Raw genomic sequence first — 18211 nt, 5'->3', positions numbered from 1 at the left:
GCTACTAGCGTTGTGGAACCACACCGACTCCATCCCGAACTCGGAGGTGAAACGCAACTGCGGCGAAGATACTCGGTGGGTGACTGCCTGGGAAAATAGCTCAGTGCCAGGTTGATTTTTAGTTAGATTGACTATAATAAAGGGTCGCTCTTGAAGAGCGACCCTTTATTATAGGATTGAGCTAATGCAAACTGCTTTGTTTCCACTGTGCAATTGCCAAAAGAAGCCGTTTCCTGTAGTTTGCTTGTTAGTAAATGCTATTTTTGGGCTACCCTCTCTAATAGATATCTGGGGCATGGGTCATGGCAAATCACTGGGCGATCGCAATTGGCATCAATCAATATCAGTTTTTCCAGCCTCTTAGCTATGCCCAAGCGGATGCACAGACGCTGTGGCAGTTTCTGGTTGACGAAGCTGGATGGTCAGCAGACGAGTGTCTGCTGTTAACGGACACCTCACCGCCGATTAGCGAGCAGTCAACTTACCCTACTAAGGAAAACCTGCTGGATTGGTTTGATGAGTGGTGCCATGCGCCAGTAAACGTCGATGATTCTCTCTGGTTCTTTTTCAGTGGGTATGGAGTGACTCTCGACGGGGAGGATTACTTAATGCCCAGTCAAGGAAACCCAGATGAAATAGCGGAAACTGGAATATCAGTAAGATCGCTCTTTACCACTCTCAAAGAGTCGGCGGCTAAAAATATTTTGGTGCTGCTAGATATAAACCGCAGTCAGGGCGGTCAAGCAGGTGCAAAAGTAGGGGCACAAACTTTGGAATTAGCCCAAACAATGGGTATTGCCACAGTCCTGTCCTGCCAAGTTGATCAATTTTCTTACGAAGCGTCCTCACTGGGTCATGGATTATTTACAGCAGTATTGCTAGAAGGACTGCGATATAACCAAGGCAAGACTTTGGAGAGTCTGGAGCGTTATCTGCGATCGCACCTGCCTGAGTTGAGCGAACACCACTGGCGACCCGTTCAGATACCCTTGAGTGCAATACCCTCTTCGGCAAGTAACTACAAACTCCCAACGCTCCTCCCGAACGGAGTGATGAACTGGAATGCGACCTTAGCTTCAGATACACCTCCAGTAGCTTCCACTTCTGGTATGCACAACGTCGGAATGGATCGTCAGGAGGCTACTCCGGGTATGGTGGGGCATAATAACGTAGCTGGTGCAGCCGCCTTGACCCAGAAGCAGACTTCTAAAGGATCGGAGACAAACTATAACCCTTCCGGCATACGCTCAGGGATTGGTCAAGGTGCTATCGTCCCCCAGACAAGTGTGTCATCTACTACCCTTGTAGATGACACACCCTGGTGGCTGAATCTGCTTTTGTGGTGCGGTGGTATCGCACTGATAGTGGCATTGATCGGGGGGGTATTTCTCCGTAACCGAGCCGCATTTATCGGTCAGCAGGCAATAAATACTTCAACGGATGCGACTCCTGGTAGCACCACACCGACTGCTGTATCGTTACAGTCAGCTTCTTCAGGTTCTAAATCCCAGAATGCAGTGGGGGGCACCGAGACCCAAGCGGGGGCGAATCAAGCGGTGTTGGATAGAGCAAGAACTTTGATCGTCCCAAATCAAGCTTCTCAGTTTAGTCAGGCGATCGCAGAAGCCCAGAAAATAAAACCCGGCGAACCTCTCTACGAACAGGCACAGCAAGACATTGCACGCTGGAGCGGTGTGATTCTGGATTTAGCTAACGGGCGGGCAAAACAAGGGCAGTTTGATAAGGCGATCGCAGCGGCACGACTGGTTCCAGAGGATAATCAGTCCATTTATAAGGAAGCTCAAGGAGCGATCGCCAGATGGCGTGAAAAAGCACAGCAGCAGCGAACCAACAAAAGCCTTCTCCAATCTGCCCAAGGATTAATTCAACCCGGACAAGCTTCGTCTTACACTCGGGCGATCGCCGCTGTTCGCAAAGTACCCCCCGATCAGCCTGGATATACCGAGGCACAACAGTTAATTGCCCAGTGGAGCACAACGATTTATCAGACAGCGCAGACTCGCGCCTCTGATGGAAGGCTTAAAGAAGCCATTCAGACGGCGGCTTTAGTCCCGAAAGACACACCTACCTATACGACTGCCCAGAAGGCAATTGACCAGTGGCAAAAAAAGGTACAAGGTACAAAGTAAAAGCCAAATTTGCAAAAGACAAAACGTTGTCCGCTATTAGCCTTACCACCCTTGCATTGCCACTAAATCAATACAAAGTTGATTAATTGCTTCTCTATCTACACTTCTAGGCAGGGTAGATTTAGCGTAGGCTTCATCGAGTCCTTTGTACAAATTGTTAGCGATCGCCATGACTTCTTCATAGGGATACTCGCCGTTTTTAATGGCTAGCAATTCCCGTGCATCTCCGGTTTCCCGGCGATCGACTATTAAGGTTTGTGTCTCTAAAATTTCGATACCTGTTCTTAATAACCGGATAGCCTGCATCGCAAATTTAGAGTCATACCCCACTTTAGCTTCCATCACTGCCCGTGCGGGATTGCGATTTTTCTTCCATTGTTGGTAGTTATCGTATTCTCGTCGGGCATTTTGAAACTGCTGACTTTTTTGCAGCAGTTTAATAAATTCTTCCGAGCTGTTGGTAAGTTTCCGGGTGTACTCCAGCGGTTCTTCTGGTAAAGCGTATTGCTTCAATACTCCCTTAAAATCAATTTCGGCAGTTAGCAAATTATAAAGTTCCTGCGCTTCTTCCAAAAACTGAATTCGGTCTCTAATTAACAAGTAGAGATATTCTAGAAACGCATGGATTTCGCCCACCGTCAGCGCTTGGGCAGGCTCTAATCCAAAGTCTTCTGTCTCAGGTTGTCTGGTTGGAGGTTCGAGTAACCAGCGGCGGTGAGACTCTAATTTTTTAATTTGGGCATAACCGTATCCCGCATAAGTGTGCTTCACCTTTTTTGACAGAAACATTTGTTTATGGCGTCTCAAGGTATTACCGACTTCAGTTAAAAGAACATAATCTTTGAACCAGAGAAGCTCTAAAATATTTGGGTTGTTGTCGGCAGACAGTTCTAAAAATTTTTTCAGCTCATAAATACAAGTATCTTTAGTGAGATAAGAAATTTTCCCTGGCTCTTCTGTCCAACCTCTATCCTTTTGTTCAATTTGAGAAAATCCCAGGTAATAAGGCTTAGTTGCCACAAAAATACCGCGATAGTCATAGTCTGAGGTTTCAGTCGCTAAACCGTAGCCCCTGGAACCTGTCAAAGCAATCAGAATCGTTCTAGCTTCAACTTCTTGGCGATTCATAGATTAATCGGATGAGGAATAAGTTTCAAGTTGCTGTTTCTCATTCCCAGGCTGAGCCTCCTCAGTGCTGAGAAAAAGTGCGGATTCTGAACGCACCAACCTGTTGAGGGTCGCTTCCATTACAGCCGTAGTTTGACCGGAAACAGTAAACACCAGTGCCTCGCGGTAAACTCGCTGTGCTGCGTGGTGGCTGTAGTTGGCGGCACCACGGGAAACGGTAACGGCAGCATGGGCACACCGCACAGCTAAATCAATTGCCCAAGCTCGGATTTGCAGACGATCTGCAAAGGGTTTAGGGGGATGTCTGATGGCAGTGCTACAGGCGGTGAGTTCCCGGTCGAGTGACTTAAAAGCTTTGGAAATAAAGGCGTTTGGCTTGGTTAGAGCGGCAGCTTCCAGAATATCAAGTCCAGCTCTAGCGCATCCCAAAGCAAAAAAGCCTTGGTGAAGGACATTCTTCAAATCGTTTTCGTGAATCCAACCCGCAGGCTTGATAGAGACAACACGCTCTTGAGGCAAAAACCAACTGGTAAGATTTGCAGTGACAGTATTGGTTGAGGTCATTGCTGCCAGTTGCATTGGCTGGGTAAATGTAATTGCACCCCCCATCTCCTGATACTTGGTAACAAAGGGCACAATGCCAAAGACTGCGCCCCCATCGGGGAGTGTTGCGGCGACAATAAACTCTTGAAACAAGCCCCAGCCCGTAACCCAAGGCACTTGTCCCTCTAGATGATATCCCCCTTCTACCGGAAAGGCTTTCACAGTTGGGTCGCCCTGCCGCCGCAATTGAGAGAAGCCGACGCCGACTAAAATCTCCCCGTTGCTCATATGGGGAAGATACTGGCATTTAAGAGAAGAATTTTTGCTGGCAGCAAGCATCCCGCTAGCACTTTGATGTTGAGTCTGCAAGAATGCCAAAGCACCGGAATATCTTGCAATTAGCTCTTGAAAAGTCCGAAAAGTCTGTTCACTGACTTCGGAACCACCCCACTCTTGGGGAACTCGCAACGCCAGTAAAGAACGTTCGCCAAGTCCTTTAAGCGCCTCTCGTAGTGCTTCTGGGCTGCCATCTATCTCTGTAGCTAATGGTGCAACCGATTTTCTTAGATAAGACTCGGCGATGTCTAGCAGGTGTAGCGGGTTATCCATACCTCTACCGTATCGACTTCGCGGCTACTGAGTCCACAATAATCGAAAGCGCTGGTCAAAGCCACCTCGCTCTGAACGTCGTTTTTCTTGTTCTGCCAAAATTGAGGAACGCTCTATTTGACAAGCTGCACACAAGGCATCGATGACTTCGTATAGGTCAGCGAGTTCTTTCACTAAGTCTTGAGCAGTAGCTTCAGCGGCTTCTTGCGCTTCTTCGATGAGTTTATCTCGCAATGCTTGGTGATACTCTGCCTCTGACATTACCTGGACTTTGCACTCTCGTCCTGCTTGATGAATGATTTCGGGAATGCGATCGCGTACCAGCTTATTGTACTCTTGATGCACTATAGTTCCTCAACGATGAAAGAAGTTTCCCTAGGAAAATACCTTACTTTAGAGGATTTTTGCACCTGTACCCAGACTTATCAAAAGTACGCATCCAAAATTTATCCATTTCCCCAAAATCCAGAAGAAACGCTGCCTGCACTACAAAAGCTAAATCAACTTATCTTAGATCCAATAATTGACTATTTCGGCGTTAATGATTTTCACCTAACTTATGGCTTTTGTTCCAAGGACTTAAAAAGATACCTAGATAAAAAAGATTCGGCGACAGGTCATAAAAATGGTCGAGTTGCACCGGAACTAGACCAGCACATGGCGCATGAAATGAACAAGAATGGTAAATATTACTGTAAACGACTAGGCGCTGCCTGCGATTTTTTGATCGTTGGTTCAGATAGCGATCGCGTTATCGATTGGATATTAAGTCAAAAATTACCATTTGATTCTCTATACTTTTATGGAGTAGATAAATCAATTCATATCAGTTATGGTTTTCAACACAAGAGAGACATCAGAACCTTCACAGCATCGGGGCAACCAACACAAAAGGGAATTGAACATTGGATTCAGTTAGCAAAAGAATTGTGAAGCTACTTTGAATTGAATTTCATGAACTTTTTAGCTACAAAGTTATGCCTAGGAAACCGCAAAGGTACCCCCAGGAAAGAATACAAAAATCTTTGCGTACCTCAGAGTTAACCTTTGCGCTCTTTGCGTTTAAAAAGATATTACTTTTGTATTTTTCCTTTTTTCACGAACTGCTGTTAATTCTTGAACCCGAATCGGGTCAGAGTCTTTACGCCAGCAAAGACAGTAATCTTCTATTTCTAGGCAGTTTGCCTTTAAGCATCGTTGCCAATCTCTAAGGGTTTTAATAGTCCGTTCATCATTTAAAAGTCCCCAGTCTTCTTCCTGTTGAGTGAGCCGGGAAAACTTTTCATAATTCGGATAATCGGGGGTGATAACAGTTTCTTTTCGATGCAAGATTGGTGGATTAACATCATCTTCGTAATCCCGGTAGCTGACGCTCAAATCTCTCAGATCGATTTGCATACTGGTGTGCAGGACTGGATGAGGCTCAGTATCGAAATTGGGGTAGAACAAATATGAAATTTTTGGTTTATAGGTGTGAAATTTAATTAGCGTGGCTTCATCCATGCGTCCAATTGTACGGCTGGCACAGCCTTCGTAGAGGCGCAGCAACGGGTCGAGTTCGGAAAAAGCTGAGACATGAACCATGAAGGAGCTAGGATAGAGAGGCGCGTATTTAAAACCACTGGTACAGCCAACAAAGCTTTGTATACAGCACTGAGCAATCACACCAGGGTCGCCTAGACTAAATAGCATTTCCTCCGCTAATTCCCAGGCTTCTTCGTAGTTACCGAATAAAGATTTGATATCGTTACGGACTTCTGGGGATATTTGTTTGAGCTTCAAATGATTGAACTTGCCTAGCGCGAGATAAACTAAAAGGTCTAAGCGGCGTTTTTGAGCGATCGCATCCCACTCTTTTTGGTCAGTTGCTTGTAAAATGACCTGGAAGGCACGGCGAAACCCGCCAAATTCAGCCCTCAAATTCTCCAATTCTGGTTTTTCATTTTTGACAGGCAGACGACCGCGTTCGGTGACAAAAGCCATCAGCGGTGCCAGCATTTCCTGGTAATCTTCAAATCGCTTGATGTTGGCACGAATTCTGGGAGTTGTGGCGCGAGAACGAAAGCGAGAGGCGCGGTAAGCTTCGGCAAGGCTTTCATCTCGGAAAACAAAGTAAATGCCTAATGCAACTGGCACCGCATTAACATTAAGAACCTGGTCAATATAAATTTTCAGTTCTTCCTGTTCGTAGTATTTCTGAAAAGTATTGCGGCGAGTAATCACCCCATCGCCGTAGGCAACTTGACCCGTTCCTCGATCATCAATTAAAACCAGTGCAGCAACAATTAAGACTTTTTCTGTTAACTCCCAGGCGTTTAATAATGCTTCTCGACGCTCATCTGTGCGTTCAATAACATTGATGATATAACCGAGATTAACAATATCAGCGGTGGTGCGGGGGGTATCCGGAGAGTAATAAGGGTCCCATCCAGCGCTGGTGTAGCCCTTTTCCGCTATGTGCTGAATATCGCTTCCGTAGCCGCAACCATAGTCAAAGAAAGTGCTATCTTCACTAAATAAGCCAGCTTCTAAAGCGAGACGCACGGGGCGAGAAAGATTTTTACGAGCAATTGCAGCTTTGTGACGCTCTATTTTAGGCAGTGTCGAATGTAGAGAGGTTGGATGTAAGTTCTCTACAACTTGCCGCCGAATAACTTGATGACCCTGGATTTCGACACCATAATCTTGTAAGCATTCTAACCAACCCCGAAGCGTTCCAATGCCACGGGTTTTGTCTAAAAGCCGCAATTTCTCTTCTTGCCGAGTGAGGTTGGCGAATTTTTCGTAGTGGGGATAATCAGGGGTGACAAAAGTTTCTTTGCGGTGGAGAACCGGGGGATTGTCGCTGGTACTGTAGTCTCGATAAGTTGAACTCCCGTCCCGAACATCAATCTGGATGCTAGCTTGCAAGGCGGGATGCGGGTCGGGATCAAAGTCAGGATAGAACAAGTAAGAGATTTTAGGCTGCTCGATGTTGAATTTAATTAAGGTAGCGCCATCAATACGTCCTACCGTTCGTCTGGCATAGCCCTCGTATAGCCTCAAAAGAGGGTCGAGGTGAGAAAGTGCTGATACATGAACGTAGAGGGCACCCGGCAGCAATTTACCGATGGGGCTTTGTTGGCAGCAGTTGACAATGACACTCAGGTCATTCGTGCCCAATAAAATCGGCTTGTCTTTGTCAAACCAGCCGTGAAGATTATTTTGAACTTCGGCGGCTAAGTTTTCCAGGTGGGAACAATCATTGCTAACAGCAAGGTAGAGAAGAATGTCTTGACGGTGATGTGTTTTAGCGCAGCGGTTCAGAAACAGCTTGGCATCCCACTCTTCTACTTTGTATGTGTTCAGCATCATGGTCGCACCATTTCCCTGAAACAATGATGGATACAAAGTAGAGTAAACCTATTAATTCCTAAATTGCTGATTTGCTCATTTCTGTAAAAATAATTTACTTAATTTTGAAATAGTCGGGATGGGGCGGTGGAATATACACAACAAGGTGCAACAAGCGATACAACTAACAGAAGGACATTTCATTTTCTGAGAGTTTCTTGAGCTACTACCGCCTACAGCACCAAGTTTTTGAGCCTGACTACCTCAGCGAATTGCAGGGGCAGATTCTCGCGTGTCCCTATTTTGCGGTTAACAACTTGAACCGCGACTTTATCGGCACTAAGGGATTTTCGGTTGTATTCCAGCGTTCGGGCTTGAGCGAAGTTGAACGAAGTTTTCCCTTTTTCAAACCTTATCTCAACGTGGCTTTGCACCCGACGTGTAATGCTTTCTATCTCAATCCTTTGATGCTGAAGGAGGGTTCTCGCGTCGATCCCCACATTGACCGCAGTCTGCGCTCTTACTGCAAGAGTATCGAACCGCCAGCCTGGGTGAGTGTCCTCTATGTTCAAGTGCCACGGGATTTGATGGGAGGAGAGTTAGTGTTACGCTGCCAGAAGCGCAATGTAGGACAAATTCGCCCTCAAGCCAACACGCTGCTAGATTTTCAGGGCGATTTAACTCATTCAGTGAATCAAGTCACCAGTTCAGGGTTTCGCCTGAGTTTGGTTTGCGAGCAGTACAGCTTGTGTGAAGCCCAACTCCAAGAGATTCCAGAGTTTACGATTGAATCGAGGGCAATTAAGTCAAAGGGAAAGAAGAAGGAAAAGCTAAAAATTTAGCAAAATTCTAGAATATGCTGGGCGGTAATTTGGGACTGTTCCAAGTGAGGAACGTGACCGCAATTTTCGATCCAGATGAGTTGAGAAAGCGCGATCGCTCTTTTAAATTTCTCTGCGTCAGCCGTCCCTAAAATCCTGTCAAACTCTCCCCACAGAATCAGTGTCGGCTTGTCGATTTGAGCAATTTTATCGCTCAAAAAGTTGTACCCCCCGCTTTTAGTGAAGGCAATCAGGGCATCATGCCAATTGGGGAGATCGAGGTGCAACGCCGCACACCGTAAAGCATCGAGAGAGGCAAAGCTTTGATCGTGGTAAGCATTGCGTGAAATGCGATCGCGCACTTTCTGATTTCGCAAAAATGAAGTCGCCAGGTTACTGATGGGAGGAAACAACAACCTGCCGATGTTGGGGGGACTAACGAAACCAGCGCTATCAATCAACACCAACTTTTGCACCGCTTCCGGGTAGGTGAGGGTAAAATCAATTGCTGCTGCACCCCCCATTGAAGTTCCCACGAGAACGATTGGCTGGTTAATCAGCGTTTTCCAGAAGTAGTAGAGATGGGTTTTAATGGCTGTTGGGCTAAACGGGAGTCCAGCCGGTCGTTCGGTAAAGCCGAAACCCAACAAATCCACAACCCACGCTTCATTCTGGGTTGCCAGCAGTGGTAGGAGGCGACGGAACTCGAATATAGAGCTATCGAAGCCATGCAGCAACAGGATGGGCGTTCCGCCGCTACCCTGATGAACGTAGGTGGTAGCGATCGCCTGTGGCGACAGAGGAGTTGCGATCGCCGTCTGCTCGATACTCTCTGCAAGGGCAATCGAGGTGGATTCTGTCAGCGCTTGGGCTGCGGATGGTAGAAAACGGGTAAACATGAGTTTTAGTTTACCGTGGAGAAGGGTGATACAGAAGTAGAGGTAGCAGACCATAACCCCTGAGTCACACCAAAACAAAAGGAGATCGGCTCTTGAAAAATCAGTACGCGCAGAATTTACAATTATCAATTCTAGGGATTATCACTGCCTTAGTCCTCTTCATTAGTCTCAATTCTTTTGTAATTGTTAACCCAGGTCAGGCAGGAGTCATCAGCATCTTAGGGAAAGCGAGGGATGGAGCCGTGCTAGAGGGCATCCACCTCAAACCACCACTGATATCAGTCGTAGACATCTATGATTTGACCGTGCAAAAATTTGAAGTTCCGGCACAGAGTTCTACCAAGGATCTACAGGATCTCACTGCTAGATTTGCCATCAACTTTCGCCTCGATCCTACCCAAGTCGTTGAAGTGAGAAGGAAACAAGGAACCTTAGAAAATATCGTGTCAAAAATTATTGCACCGCAGACTCAGGAATCCTTTAAAGTAGCAGCGGCTAGACGAACTGTTGAAGAAGCAATTACTAAAAGAGAGGAACTGAAACAAGACTTTGATACTGCCTTGGGTCAACGGTTAGATAAGTACGGAATTATCGTGCTAGATACTAGTGTCGTTGACCTAACTTTCTCCCCAGAGTTTGCGAGAGCAGTTGAAGAAAAACAAATCGCCGAACAGCGGGCACAACGAGCAGTCTATGTGGCGCAAGAAGCTGAACAAGAAGCCCAAGCAGACATCAATCGTGCTAAAGGTAGAGCTGAGGCTCAACGACTCCTAGCTGAAACCTTAAAGCAACAAGGGGGTGGGCTAGTTCTTCAGAAAGAAGCGATCGAAGCGTGGAGACAAGGAGGTTCCCAAATGCCAAAAGTTCTCGTCACGGGTGGTGACTCTAATAGCAGTATCCCATTCCTCTTCAACCTGGGTAATCTTCAGGATGCAACTGCCCCTCAATAGTTTTAGGGGGTAGATTCGCCTCTTCAGAATTAAGAAGGCGAACCATGAGCGAATAAAATTAAGGGTTGCCAGCTAACACATCGTTACGCTCAGTTATGCTCATGCTTCGCCCCTACATAGATGGTTTTGTAGGGGCGAAGCATTCGGGGGATAAACCCAAACACACTCCAAGAAATTCCGCTCCCAAATGCTTCGCCCTCTATTTAGGCAACTCACGGGCAACACCTACTCCCTCCAAACAAAGTTGAGAATGATATGAGCATATTTACACTGCAATCAGTTAAAAAAGACTTTGGTATCAAAGAAATTTTAAAAGATGCCAACTTTAGCCTAGATCCCACAGATAAAGTCGGACTAATCGGCACCAACGGCTCTGGAAAATCAACGCTGTTGAAGATGATAGCCGGACTAGAACCGATTGATGGCGGTCAACTTTTAGTCAACTCAGGAGTACGGATTGTTTACTTACCTCAGCAACCCGACTTAGATGAAAATCTCACCGTTCTAGAGCAAGTCTTTGCCGATAGCGGGGAGCAAATGTCCCTTGTCCGCGAATATGAAGAACTGTCAGACAAACTGGCTCACAATCGAGAAGATAGCCAGCTCATGTCCCGCTTCTCTACGGTCATGCAACGCATGGATGCTACTGGTGCTTGGGAACTGGAGACAAATGCCAAAATCATCCTCACCAAGCTAGGAATTGAAGATTTTAACGCCAAAATTGCTACTCTATCCGGCGGCTATCGCAAGCGAATTGCTTTGGCAACCGCTTTGCTTTCAGAACCCGAAGTGTTGCTGATGGATGAACCAACTAACCATCTAGATGCCCTATCTGTTGAGTGGTTACAAAGCTATTTGAACCGCTATCGAGGAGCAATTCTGCTCATCACTCACGATCGCTATTTTCTCGATCGCGTCACCAACCGAATTCTTGAAATCGACCGAGGCGATCTCTACACTTACGCGGGTAACTATTCCTACTATTTAGAGAAAAAAGCCCTCGCTGAAGAGTCTGCTGTCAGCAGTCAGCGCAAACATCAGGGAGTACTTCGCCGAGAATTGGAATGGTTGAAGCGAGGGCCAAAAGCCCGGAGTACCAAGCAGAAAGCTCGGATCGATCGTGTCCACGAGATGCAAGCAACTGAGTTCAAACAGACTCAGGGCAAAGTCGATATTTCCACTCTGAGTCGTCGGATTGGCAAAAAAGTTATTGATTTAATGAATATCTCTAAAGCCTACGATGGACGCACCTTAATCAAAGATTTCACCTATGAATTTAGTCCCGAAGATCGTATCGGCATCATCGGTGGCAATGGTGCAGGCAAATCGACTTTGATGGATATTATCACTGGGCGCGTTCAACCGGATTCTGGAAGCGTTGAGATTGGCTCTACCATTCACATTGGCTATTTTAACCAACACTCTGAAGAATTACTCGTTGCATTGAATGAAAATTTGCGAGTGATTGACTACATTAAAGAAGTTGGAGAATATCTCAAAATTGCCGATGGCACTCAGATTACGGCTTCCCAAATGTTGGAGCGTTTTCTATTCCCTGGCAATCAACAATATGCCCCGATTCATAAACTTTCTGGTGGGGAAAAACGTCGCCTATTTCTGTTGCGCGTTTTGATGAGTGCGCCTAATGTTCTCATTCTTGATGAACCAACCAATGACTTAGATGTTCAAACCTTAGCGGTCTTAGAAGACTATCTAGAAGATTTCCCCGGCTGTATGATTTGTGTCTCCCACGATCGCTACTTCCTCGACCGCGCCGTAGACAAAATATTTTCCTTTGAAGAGGGTGGCAATCTGCGCCAATATCCAGGTAATTACTCAGTTTACTTAGACTACAAGAAAGCCGAAGAAGAAGCAGCATTGCGCGAAGCTGCCAATGCTAAGGATAGCTCAAAGTCAGTGCAGCCCCAAGTACGTCCAGCAGAGCCACAACCCTCTAGTAACAATAACAACAAACGGCGTAGGCTTTCAACTTGGGAAAAGCGCGAGTTTGAGAAACTTGAAAGCAAGATTGCTCAATTGGAAACCGAAAAAGCTGAGGCAGAGAAAGCGCTTTATAATGCGGCTCCTGGCAAAGTCGCCCAAGTTGGGGAACTCTATCAAAAGGTGGAAACTTTAACTCAGGCTATTGATGCTGCGACTGAACGCTGGATGGAACTCGCTGAGATTGAGTCTTAACAGAATCGGGGAGAAAGATGAATGCTTTCGATTCTTCCGCTGGCTTTAATTTCTAATACAATTCGTACTTGAGCAAGGTACACGCTAAAGAACCGTTATAAACAGGAATGCGACGAGATGTTTTGAGTCCTACTCTTTTTGATAACTCTTTGTTTCCGGTCAAAACAAAGGCAGTCCAACCTTTGAAGCGTTGTTTGAAAACATCACCGAGCATTTTGTAGAGTTCGCCCAATTCTCTCTCATCTCCCAGACGTTCTCCGTAGGGGGGATTACAGATGAGAACGCCGCTGTCTGCGGGTGCTTCCAATTGGGATAATTCGGTTTGCGTAAACGTTAGCTTATCTGCAATGCCGCACCGTTGGGCATTCGTGTGAGCTTGGCTTAGGATATCAGGGTCTTTGTCGCTCCCCCAAATTGGTGCTTTTAAGTCTGAGATTTCGCTGTTTTCGGCTTCCGCCCATATCTCGTCCCACAGCTGTTCGTCAAAGTCCAGCCAGCTGAAAAAGCCAAACTTTTCCCGAAACAATCCGGGGGCAATATTCAAAGCTTTTAAAGCCGCTTCTAAGGGGAGAGTTCCAGAGCCACAGAGCGGGTCTAAAAAGGGAAGATTCGCATCCCACTCTGCCATGTCGAGGATAGCAGCCGCTAGAGTCTCCTTAAGCGGAGCCAGCCCCATTGCGGGTCGATATCCCCGGCGGTGGAGACTGGTACCCGAACTGTCTAAACTTAAAATACAACGGTCTTGATGGATGTGGACATTAATCCGCACATCTGGATTTTCGGTATCAACGCTAGACCTGTGACCTGATTTGTCACGCTGTTGGTCTACGATGGCGTTTTTAACTTGTAAAGCCGTGAAGTGGGTGTGGTTAAGTTTTTGATTGCCTCCTGTACAGTCCACAGCTAGGGTGTTGTTGGGATGTAGATAGTCAAGCCAGGAGATTTTTTGCACCTCCCGGTAGAGCATCTGGGCGTCATAGCAGGCAAATTCATGGATGGGGACTAGGACTCGAAAAATTGTCCTTGCCCAGAGATTCACCCGGTATAGCATTGCTTTATCGCCAACAAAATGCACTCCAGTGAAATCAGGACGGACTTCCTTTGCCCCTAAACGTTCCAGTTCAGCAGCAGCAATAGGTTCTAGACCACGGGCAACTGTGGCAAAGTAGTGATTCATCATGAGAGCGATCGCATCTATACATCTGTAACAGTGGAACCATTAAATCAGTTCTGCTTGTTCAAAAATCTGTCTGGGTGTTAGTTCCAAACCTAGAAGCAGGGTATCCACAATGGGCATCGTATCTGTGTAGACTTGACTCGATCCATCTGGGAAAAATACCCGGATATTCATCGCTTCAGGATCTACAACCCAGACTCTTAAAATACCAGCGTCAAAGTAGTCTTTCGCTTTATTTTCAAATTCTTTCAGGGTTTGGTCTGGGGAAATAATCTCGATTACCAGTTCGGGAGGGACAGGACAGGCTTCGTTACGCTTCCAACTCGCGGGTAGGAGTTGGTAAGAAATGTAAGTCAAATCGGGTATAGGTGCCCAGTCTTGACCATGACGTTTCAACAGCACTGCCCATTCTTGAACAACTCGTCCTCGTCCTTTACACCAGGCACCAATGAGAACCCACAAAGCTGACTGTAGTACAGAATGAAAAAGCTTAGGAGACACTTTAGGCACTGCCTGACCATCTACAAACTCATAGGTTACATCTCCTTCAGGTAAAGCTAGAAATTCCTGTAATGTGAGTTTGGTTCCGGTGCCTACCATGACTATAAGTTATCCAAGTGGATGGGCTAATAAATCTATGGTACAAAAGCGCTCCCCTTGAGTTTAAATCTGGAAGTTGCCGGTTGGCTGGAGTCGGAGCAAGCCATGAATGAGATTTTAGAGAGCGATCGCTCTGAATTCACAACTTTCCTGAAAAAGCACCGAGTTGTGCGAACCTATTAGCAGTTCCATCACTCCTGTACTGGAGGAACAATGACGCCGATCGAGTTTCTGGTATTGTTGGTCATTGCTGCATTCTGCGGCGGCACTGGGCAAGCGTTAGTGGGTTACTCGGCAGGGGGCTGTCTACTCTCGATAATTGTCGGGATTATCGGTGCATACATTGGATTGTGGGTAGCCAAAGAGTTTAATCTTCCGGTGATATTTGCCCTCAATATTGGAGGGAAATCCTTCCCGATTATCTGGTCAATTATCGGCTCAGCTCTCTTGGCAGCCGCTCTCGGTTTGATCAATCGAACAAACCGGCGGCGATGACTTGGGAAATCTCAAGCTTTTCCAGAGAAAGTATTGAGCCGGATGCAAAATATAAGAAAAAGCCTCCTGAAAAGGAGGCTTAATTTGCTTGGAAATCGTTAAAGCTTTAGCTAAAGAAAGCGAAACCGGATACAGCGACGACTCCAGCGATCGCTGCGGTGGCGACAGAAGTTAGCGCGGTTCCAAAGAGCCACCAGGCAGCGGTTGCAGCAGATTTTCGGGTTTCCTCCGCTTGCTGCTTCGCTTTGCGCTTGAGGTCTTTGATGCGTCGTTTCGTTTCCTGCTGGAAGCGTTCAGCGCGTTGGATCGTACTCTCGCGCACCCCTTCAATCTGGTCGATGAGTCGGTTGGCATCCGCTTGGGAAATATCCTCGCGAGAACTCAACAGAGCCACCAAAGTGTCCCGGTCAAATTGCGAGAGGCGATCGCGCATCGCGTCAAATCCAGCTTGCGGATCGTCAAAGAGTTTCCGGAAGTCGCGCTTAATACCCTCGTAATTGAGTTCTGGACGCTCCAGGGAGTTGAAGTAATTGCGAATCTTGCCAAAAACTCCGTCAAGCACCGATTGCACTTTATGCTGGGCATTCTGCGCTTGTTCGACAAACTGATGGCGAACCGATTCAATTTGATCGACAATCCGGTTAGCTTCCTCCTCTGAGATATCCTCCCGTTGCGATAGGAGTGAAACAAAGGTGGAACGGTCGAAATGAGAGAAGCGATCGCGAATATTCTTCCACCCGGCTTGTGGATCGTTGAGCATTAATTGCAACTCGCGTTTGATGCCTTCCGGGTTGAGTTCTTCTTTGTCAGTGTTCCGCAGGTAATCTTCCAAATCGGTTTGGAAATTCCGAACCGTGTCTCTGGCACGGGTTGCCAAGCGGCGCGGGGCTTTGACAATGCTGTGAATCGCCTCTTGCACCCGATCGATTGCCCGATTGACTTGCTCTTCGCTCAAGTCTTCTCGTTGACTCAACAGCTTCACCAAGGTTTCCCGATCGACGTGAGACAGCCGTTCTCTCAGGGCCAAACTTCCCTCTTTCGGGTCATTCAGGAGTTTTGCCAAATCCTGCTGGATGCCTTGCGGATTGAGTTCTTCCAGGTTGGTGTTTCGCAGATACTCAGCAATCTGGTTCGTCACTTGGTCGTAGCGATCCTTCGCTTGACCGGCTAATTGTTGCGGTGCGTGCAGAATAGTCTCTCGCACTGATTCGATCTGATGGATTGTTCCATCGATCTGTTCTTCGCTCAAATCGCCCCGTCCCTTGAGCAATTGCACCAGCGTATCGCGGTCAAAGTGAGAAAGTCGCGTCCGGAGTGCGGCAAGTCCTGCCTGAGGGTCATTGAGAAGCGTTTGCAACTCTCGCTTGATGTCTTCAGGATTCAGTTCTTCTTTGTGAGTCTCGCGCAGATAGGATTCTACCCTTTGCCACAGCCCTTCCGCTTCAGATTTGGCGCGGTCTTGCAATTCTTGCGCTTGAGACAAGACGCGATCGCGCGTACTTTCCAACTGACCGATGAGTTGATCGGCTTCCTCTTGACTCAAGTCTTCCCGTTGAGAGAGGAGTTGTACTAAAGTATCGCGGTCAAATTGCGATAAGCGATCGCTTAAAGCATCAATTCCAGCATCCGGATCTTCTAGAAGTGCTTTGAAATCGCGCTCAATGCCTTCTGGGTTTAGTTCTTCCTTCCCCGTCGAGTGCAGATAATGTTCGACGCGATCGCGAAGGTCTTGCGACTGTTCTTGAGATTCCGCACCCTGGACGGTTTCAAAAACTTCCTGCCGAATACTATCCATCTGCTCGGCAATATCCGCGACTTGCTCCGAGGTGAAAGTACCCCGTGCTTCCAGCACCCTCACAAAATAGTCCCGATTCAATTGCTCGATCTGCTGCCGAACTTTTCCAGGAGCTGCGTCCGAATCGTAAATAACTTCTCTAAATTCCTGCTTAATCGTTTCTCGGTTCAAGTGCCAAGGTTTGGAATTTAGCAGGTAGTTTTCTACATCTGCCTTAATCGTGCTAAAAGATGGCGCAGGCACCTTATCGGCAACTTTTGTCCCAACCGTTTTAGCTTGTTCAGTTGCTTGCTCTTTCAAATGTTGCAACTGGCTGGAAATTTTTTCCACATCTAAATCGGAGAGATCCGTTCGCTTCATGACTTCTCCCAGTAACGCAGTTACACCCAACTGCATGGAGTGTTCCATCAAGCCATTGCCATGACTGCGCTCTGATTTGCCTTGTCCAACTCCAACAAGTTGAGAAAGCTTGGCAGAAAGCTCATTAGATTTCAACTCCTCTGGAGCGGCTTGTTTCAGAAAGTTGAGTAATTCAACCTGCGGATCTGTTTGTGTTGGCTGTTGTTGACCTAATACCTTCTGCCAAACAACTTCCAATTGCTCCGCAATCCGATTAACATCCTGCTTAGAGAAATCACTACGGCTACTCACTAAATCCACAAAAGTCTGGCGATTGACATTGTGTAAAACGTCATTCCCCGCAATAGATTTCACATCAACATCGCTAAGTAACTTTTCTACGTCGCTGCGAACCTTATTGATGTCTAGCTTTGGCAGTTGCAAATCTGTAAAGTAATCCTTAATTGTTTCTCGCAAGCTATCCGGATCGAGAGACGAACTCAATTCCCGGCGAACGGCGGCGGCGGATGCTTCAGCAGTAGAAACAATCTGCCTATTTATCGCACTCCCACCAAGCGCAGTGCTGGCTGTAGCCATCACCCCTTGCATCCCTGAACCCGCAGTGTTCACGACCGAACCAACTAAGGAACCCACCGCCGTAGAACTCACCCAAAGGAGCAGCAAAAAATAAGCTGACCAAATCACGACGCCAGTGATTGCACCCAAAATGACGCTGCTAATCAGAGTCAGCTTCACCGCCAGAAAACAAGCAATGAATATGGCAATATTGACCGTCAATAATGTCCAAATTCCTACCTTAGATTCAATGCTACGAACTTTTTCGCCCCAAGTCTCTGTATCATCATCATCCGCATCTAAGGGATTCTCTGCGGATGAAATCCCAGCAGCAATTGAGAAATTGGTTAACAAAAATTGGAAAGCAAACGCCATTAATACTCCGGCAATCAAGGCAACAAAAAACTGTGGGCTTGAAAAAACAAGTGTTGCCTCTTTTATGGGGGTATTCGCGGCTTGAATCCCACTCGGAGCCACTGGAACTTTGGCAAGACAAAATTGTGTGCTGGACAAATCCAGCATCATTTTTACACTTTGAAACATGGTATTTACGCCTTCAAAGTCGAAAGATTACCTCTATGAGAGGTTGCGTTGTAAGTA

At 46.8% G+C, this 18211-nt stretch carries 15 protein-coding genes and 1 rRNA gene; 8 read left to right on the top strand and 8 right to left on the bottom strand.

All coding sequences use genetic code 11. The features are described from left to right. Both rrf and NDI34_RS17375 read left to right on the top strand, forming a co-directional pair. A 5S ribosomal RNA gene (gene rrf, locus NDI34_RS17380) occupies positions 1–112 on the top strand; the annotation flags it as partial. Positions 113–302: 190 nt separating this feature from the next. Next, positions 303–2150 (top strand): caspase family protein, encoded by a 1848-nt coding sequence (locus NDI34_RS17375; protein WP_348233289.1) that lies wholly within the window; start codon positions 303–305, stop codon positions 2148–2150. Positions 2151–2192: 42 nt separating this feature from the next. On the opposite strand, the gene NDI34_RS17370 is transcribed toward NDI34_RS17375, so the two are convergent. The 3 genes from NDI34_RS17370 to NDI34_RS17360 are packed head-to-tail and all read right to left on the bottom strand — an operon-like array spanning position 2193 to position 4775. Beyond that, positions 2193–3278, bottom strand: a complete 1086-nt coding sequence (locus NDI34_RS17370) for a nucleotidyltransferase domain-containing protein (protein ID WP_348233288.1) — start codon at positions 3276–3278, stop codon at positions 2193–2195. Positions 3279–3281: 3 nt separating this feature from the next. Next, the gene (locus NDI34_RS17365) at positions 3282–4430 is read right to left on the bottom strand and encodes an acyl-CoA dehydrogenase family protein (RefSeq protein WP_348233287.1); all 1149 of its coding nucleotides are present in this window, start codon (positions 4428–4430) and stop codon (positions 3282–3284) included. A 24-nt stretch (positions 4431–4454) separates the two neighbouring features. Beyond that, a complete protein-coding gene (locus NDI34_RS17360) occupies positions 4455–4775 on the bottom strand; it encodes a nucleoside triphosphate pyrophosphohydrolase (protein WP_190433228.1) in 321 nt (106 codons plus the stop codon). 15 nt (positions 4776–4790) lie between these two features. Between NDI34_RS17360 and NDI34_RS17355 the strand changes: the two genes are divergently transcribed. Continuing rightward, positions 4791–5363 carry a hypothetical protein gene (locus NDI34_RS17355; RefSeq protein ID WP_348233286.1) on the top strand — a complete coding sequence of 191 codons (573 nt, stop codon included), beginning with the start codon at positions 4791–4793 and terminating at the stop codon, positions 5361–5363. Positions 5364–5492: 129 nt separating this feature from the next. On the opposite strand, the gene NDI34_RS17350 is transcribed toward NDI34_RS17355, so the two are convergent. Continuing rightward, a complete protein-coding gene (locus NDI34_RS17350) occupies positions 5493–7784 on the bottom strand; it encodes a DNA phosphorothioation-associated putative methyltransferase (RefSeq protein ID WP_348233285.1) in 2292 nt (763 codons plus the stop codon). Positions 7785–7981: 197 nt separating this feature from the next. Between NDI34_RS17350 and NDI34_RS17345 the strand changes: the two genes are divergently transcribed. Next, positions 7982–8605, top strand: coding sequence for a 2OG-Fe(II) oxygenase (locus NDI34_RS17345; protein ID WP_190684398.1), 624 nt, complete (start codon positions 7982–7984; stop codon positions 8603–8605). Here NDI34_RS17345 and NDI34_RS17340 read toward each other — a convergent pair. Next, entirely contained in the window at positions 8602–9483 is an 882-nt protein-coding gene (locus NDI34_RS17340; RefSeq protein ID WP_348233284.1) for an alpha/beta hydrolase, read from the bottom strand. The two genes, NDI34_RS17345 and NDI34_RS17340, sit on opposite strands and share 4 nt — an antisense overlap. A gap of 92 nt (positions 9484–9575) precedes the next feature. On the opposite strand from NDI34_RS17340, the gene NDI34_RS17335 reads away from it, so the two are divergent. Both NDI34_RS17335 and NDI34_RS17330 read left to right on the top strand, forming a co-directional pair. Beyond that, complete coding sequence (locus NDI34_RS17335) at positions 9576–10433, top strand: prohibitin family protein (RefSeq protein WP_190675075.1); 858 nt, start codon at positions 9576–9578, stop codon at positions 10431–10433. Between the two features lie 255 nt (positions 10434–10688). Next, the gene (locus tag NDI34_RS17330; RefSeq protein WP_190433239.1) at positions 10689–12629 is read left to right on the top strand and encodes an ABC-F family ATP-binding cassette domain-containing protein; all 1941 of its coding nucleotides are present in this window, start codon (positions 10689–10691) and stop codon (positions 12627–12629) included. Between the two features lie 52 nt (positions 12630–12681). Here the strand turns inward: NDI34_RS17330 and NDI34_RS17325 are convergent, their stop codons facing one another. Together NDI34_RS17325 and NDI34_RS17320 are read right to left on the bottom strand one after the other, a co-directional pair. Beyond that, positions 12682–13806 (bottom strand): THUMP domain-containing protein, encoded by a 1125-nt coding sequence (locus NDI34_RS17325; protein ID WP_190684410.1) that lies wholly within the window; start codon positions 13804–13806, stop codon positions 12682–12684. Positions 13807–13848: 42 nt separating this feature from the next. After that, on the bottom strand, positions 13849–14406 hold the full coding sequence (locus NDI34_RS17320) for a Uma2 family endonuclease (RefSeq protein ID WP_190411498.1): 558 nt from the start codon (positions 14404–14406) through the stop codon (positions 13849–13851). 57 nt (positions 14407–14463) lie between these two features. Here NDI34_RS17320 and NDI34_RS17315 point away from each other — a divergent pair, with 57 nt between their 5' ends. Then, positions 14464–14589, top strand: a complete 126-nt coding sequence (locus NDI34_RS17315) for a hypothetical protein (RefSeq protein WP_277878365.1) — start codon at positions 14464–14466, stop codon at positions 14587–14589. Between the two features lie 30 nt (positions 14590–14619). Then, positions 14620–14901, top strand: a complete 282-nt coding sequence (locus tag NDI34_RS17310; protein ID WP_190429356.1) for a hypothetical protein — start codon at positions 14620–14622, stop codon at positions 14899–14901. 106 nt (positions 14902–15007) lie between these two features. Here the strand turns inward: NDI34_RS17310 and NDI34_RS17305 are convergent, their stop codons facing one another. Continuing rightward, on the bottom strand, positions 15008–18154 hold the full coding sequence (locus tag NDI34_RS17305; protein WP_348233283.1) for an MFS transporter: 3147 nt from the start codon (positions 18152–18154) through the stop codon (positions 15008–15010). Positions 18155–18211: the final 57 nt, after the last annotated feature.

Origin of the sequence: Trichocoleus sp. DQ-U1, from assembly GCF_039961925.1 — a bacterium.
Lineage (GTDB): Bacteria > Cyanobacteriota > Cyanobacteriia > Cyanobacteriales > FACHB-T130 > FACHB-T130.
Note: the sequence above shows the minus strand (reverse complement) of the source record. Positions and strands in the feature narration are given on the sequence as shown.

Coding starts and splice junctions, on each gene's coding strand:
- NDI34_RS17375 (WP_348233289.1), top strand. CDS start 303: ATGGCAAATCACTGGGCGATCGCAATTGGCATCAATCAATATCAGTTT.
- NDI34_RS17370 (WP_348233288.1), bottom strand. CDS start 3,278: ATGAATCGCCAAGAAGTTGAAGCTAGAACGATTCTGATTGCTTTGACA.
- NDI34_RS17365 (WP_348233287.1), bottom strand. CDS start 4,430: ATGGATAACCCGCTACACCTGCTAGACATCGCCGAGTCTTATCTAAGA.
- NDI34_RS17355 (WP_348233286.1), top strand. CDS start 4,791: ATGAAAGAAGTTTCCCTAGGAAAATACCTTACTTTAGAGGATTTTTGC.
- NDI34_RS17350 (WP_348233285.1), bottom strand. CDS start 7,784: ATGATGCTGAACACATACAAAGTAGAAGAGTGGGATGCCAAGCTGTTT.
- NDI34_RS17340 (WP_348233284.1), bottom strand. CDS start 9,483: ATGTTTACCCGTTTTCTACCATCCGCAGCCCAAGCGCTGACAGAATCC.
- NDI34_RS17330 (WP_190433239.1), top strand. CDS start 10,689: ATGAGCATATTTACACTGCAATCAGTTAAAAAAGACTTTGGTATCAAA.
- NDI34_RS17325 (WP_190684410.1), bottom strand. CDS start 13,806: ATGAATCACTACTTTGCCACAGTTGCCCGTGGTCTAGAACCTATTGCT.
- NDI34_RS17320 (WP_190411498.1), bottom strand. CDS start 14,406: ATGGTAGGCACCGGAACCAAACTCACATTACAGGAATTTCTAGCTTTA.
- NDI34_RS17310 (WP_190429356.1), top strand. CDS start 14,620: ATGACGCCGATCGAGTTTCTGGTATTGTTGGTCATTGCTGCATTCTGC.
- NDI34_RS17305 (WP_348233283.1), bottom strand. CDS start 18,154: ATGTTTCAAAGTGTAAAAATGATGCTGGATTTGTCCAGCACACAATTT.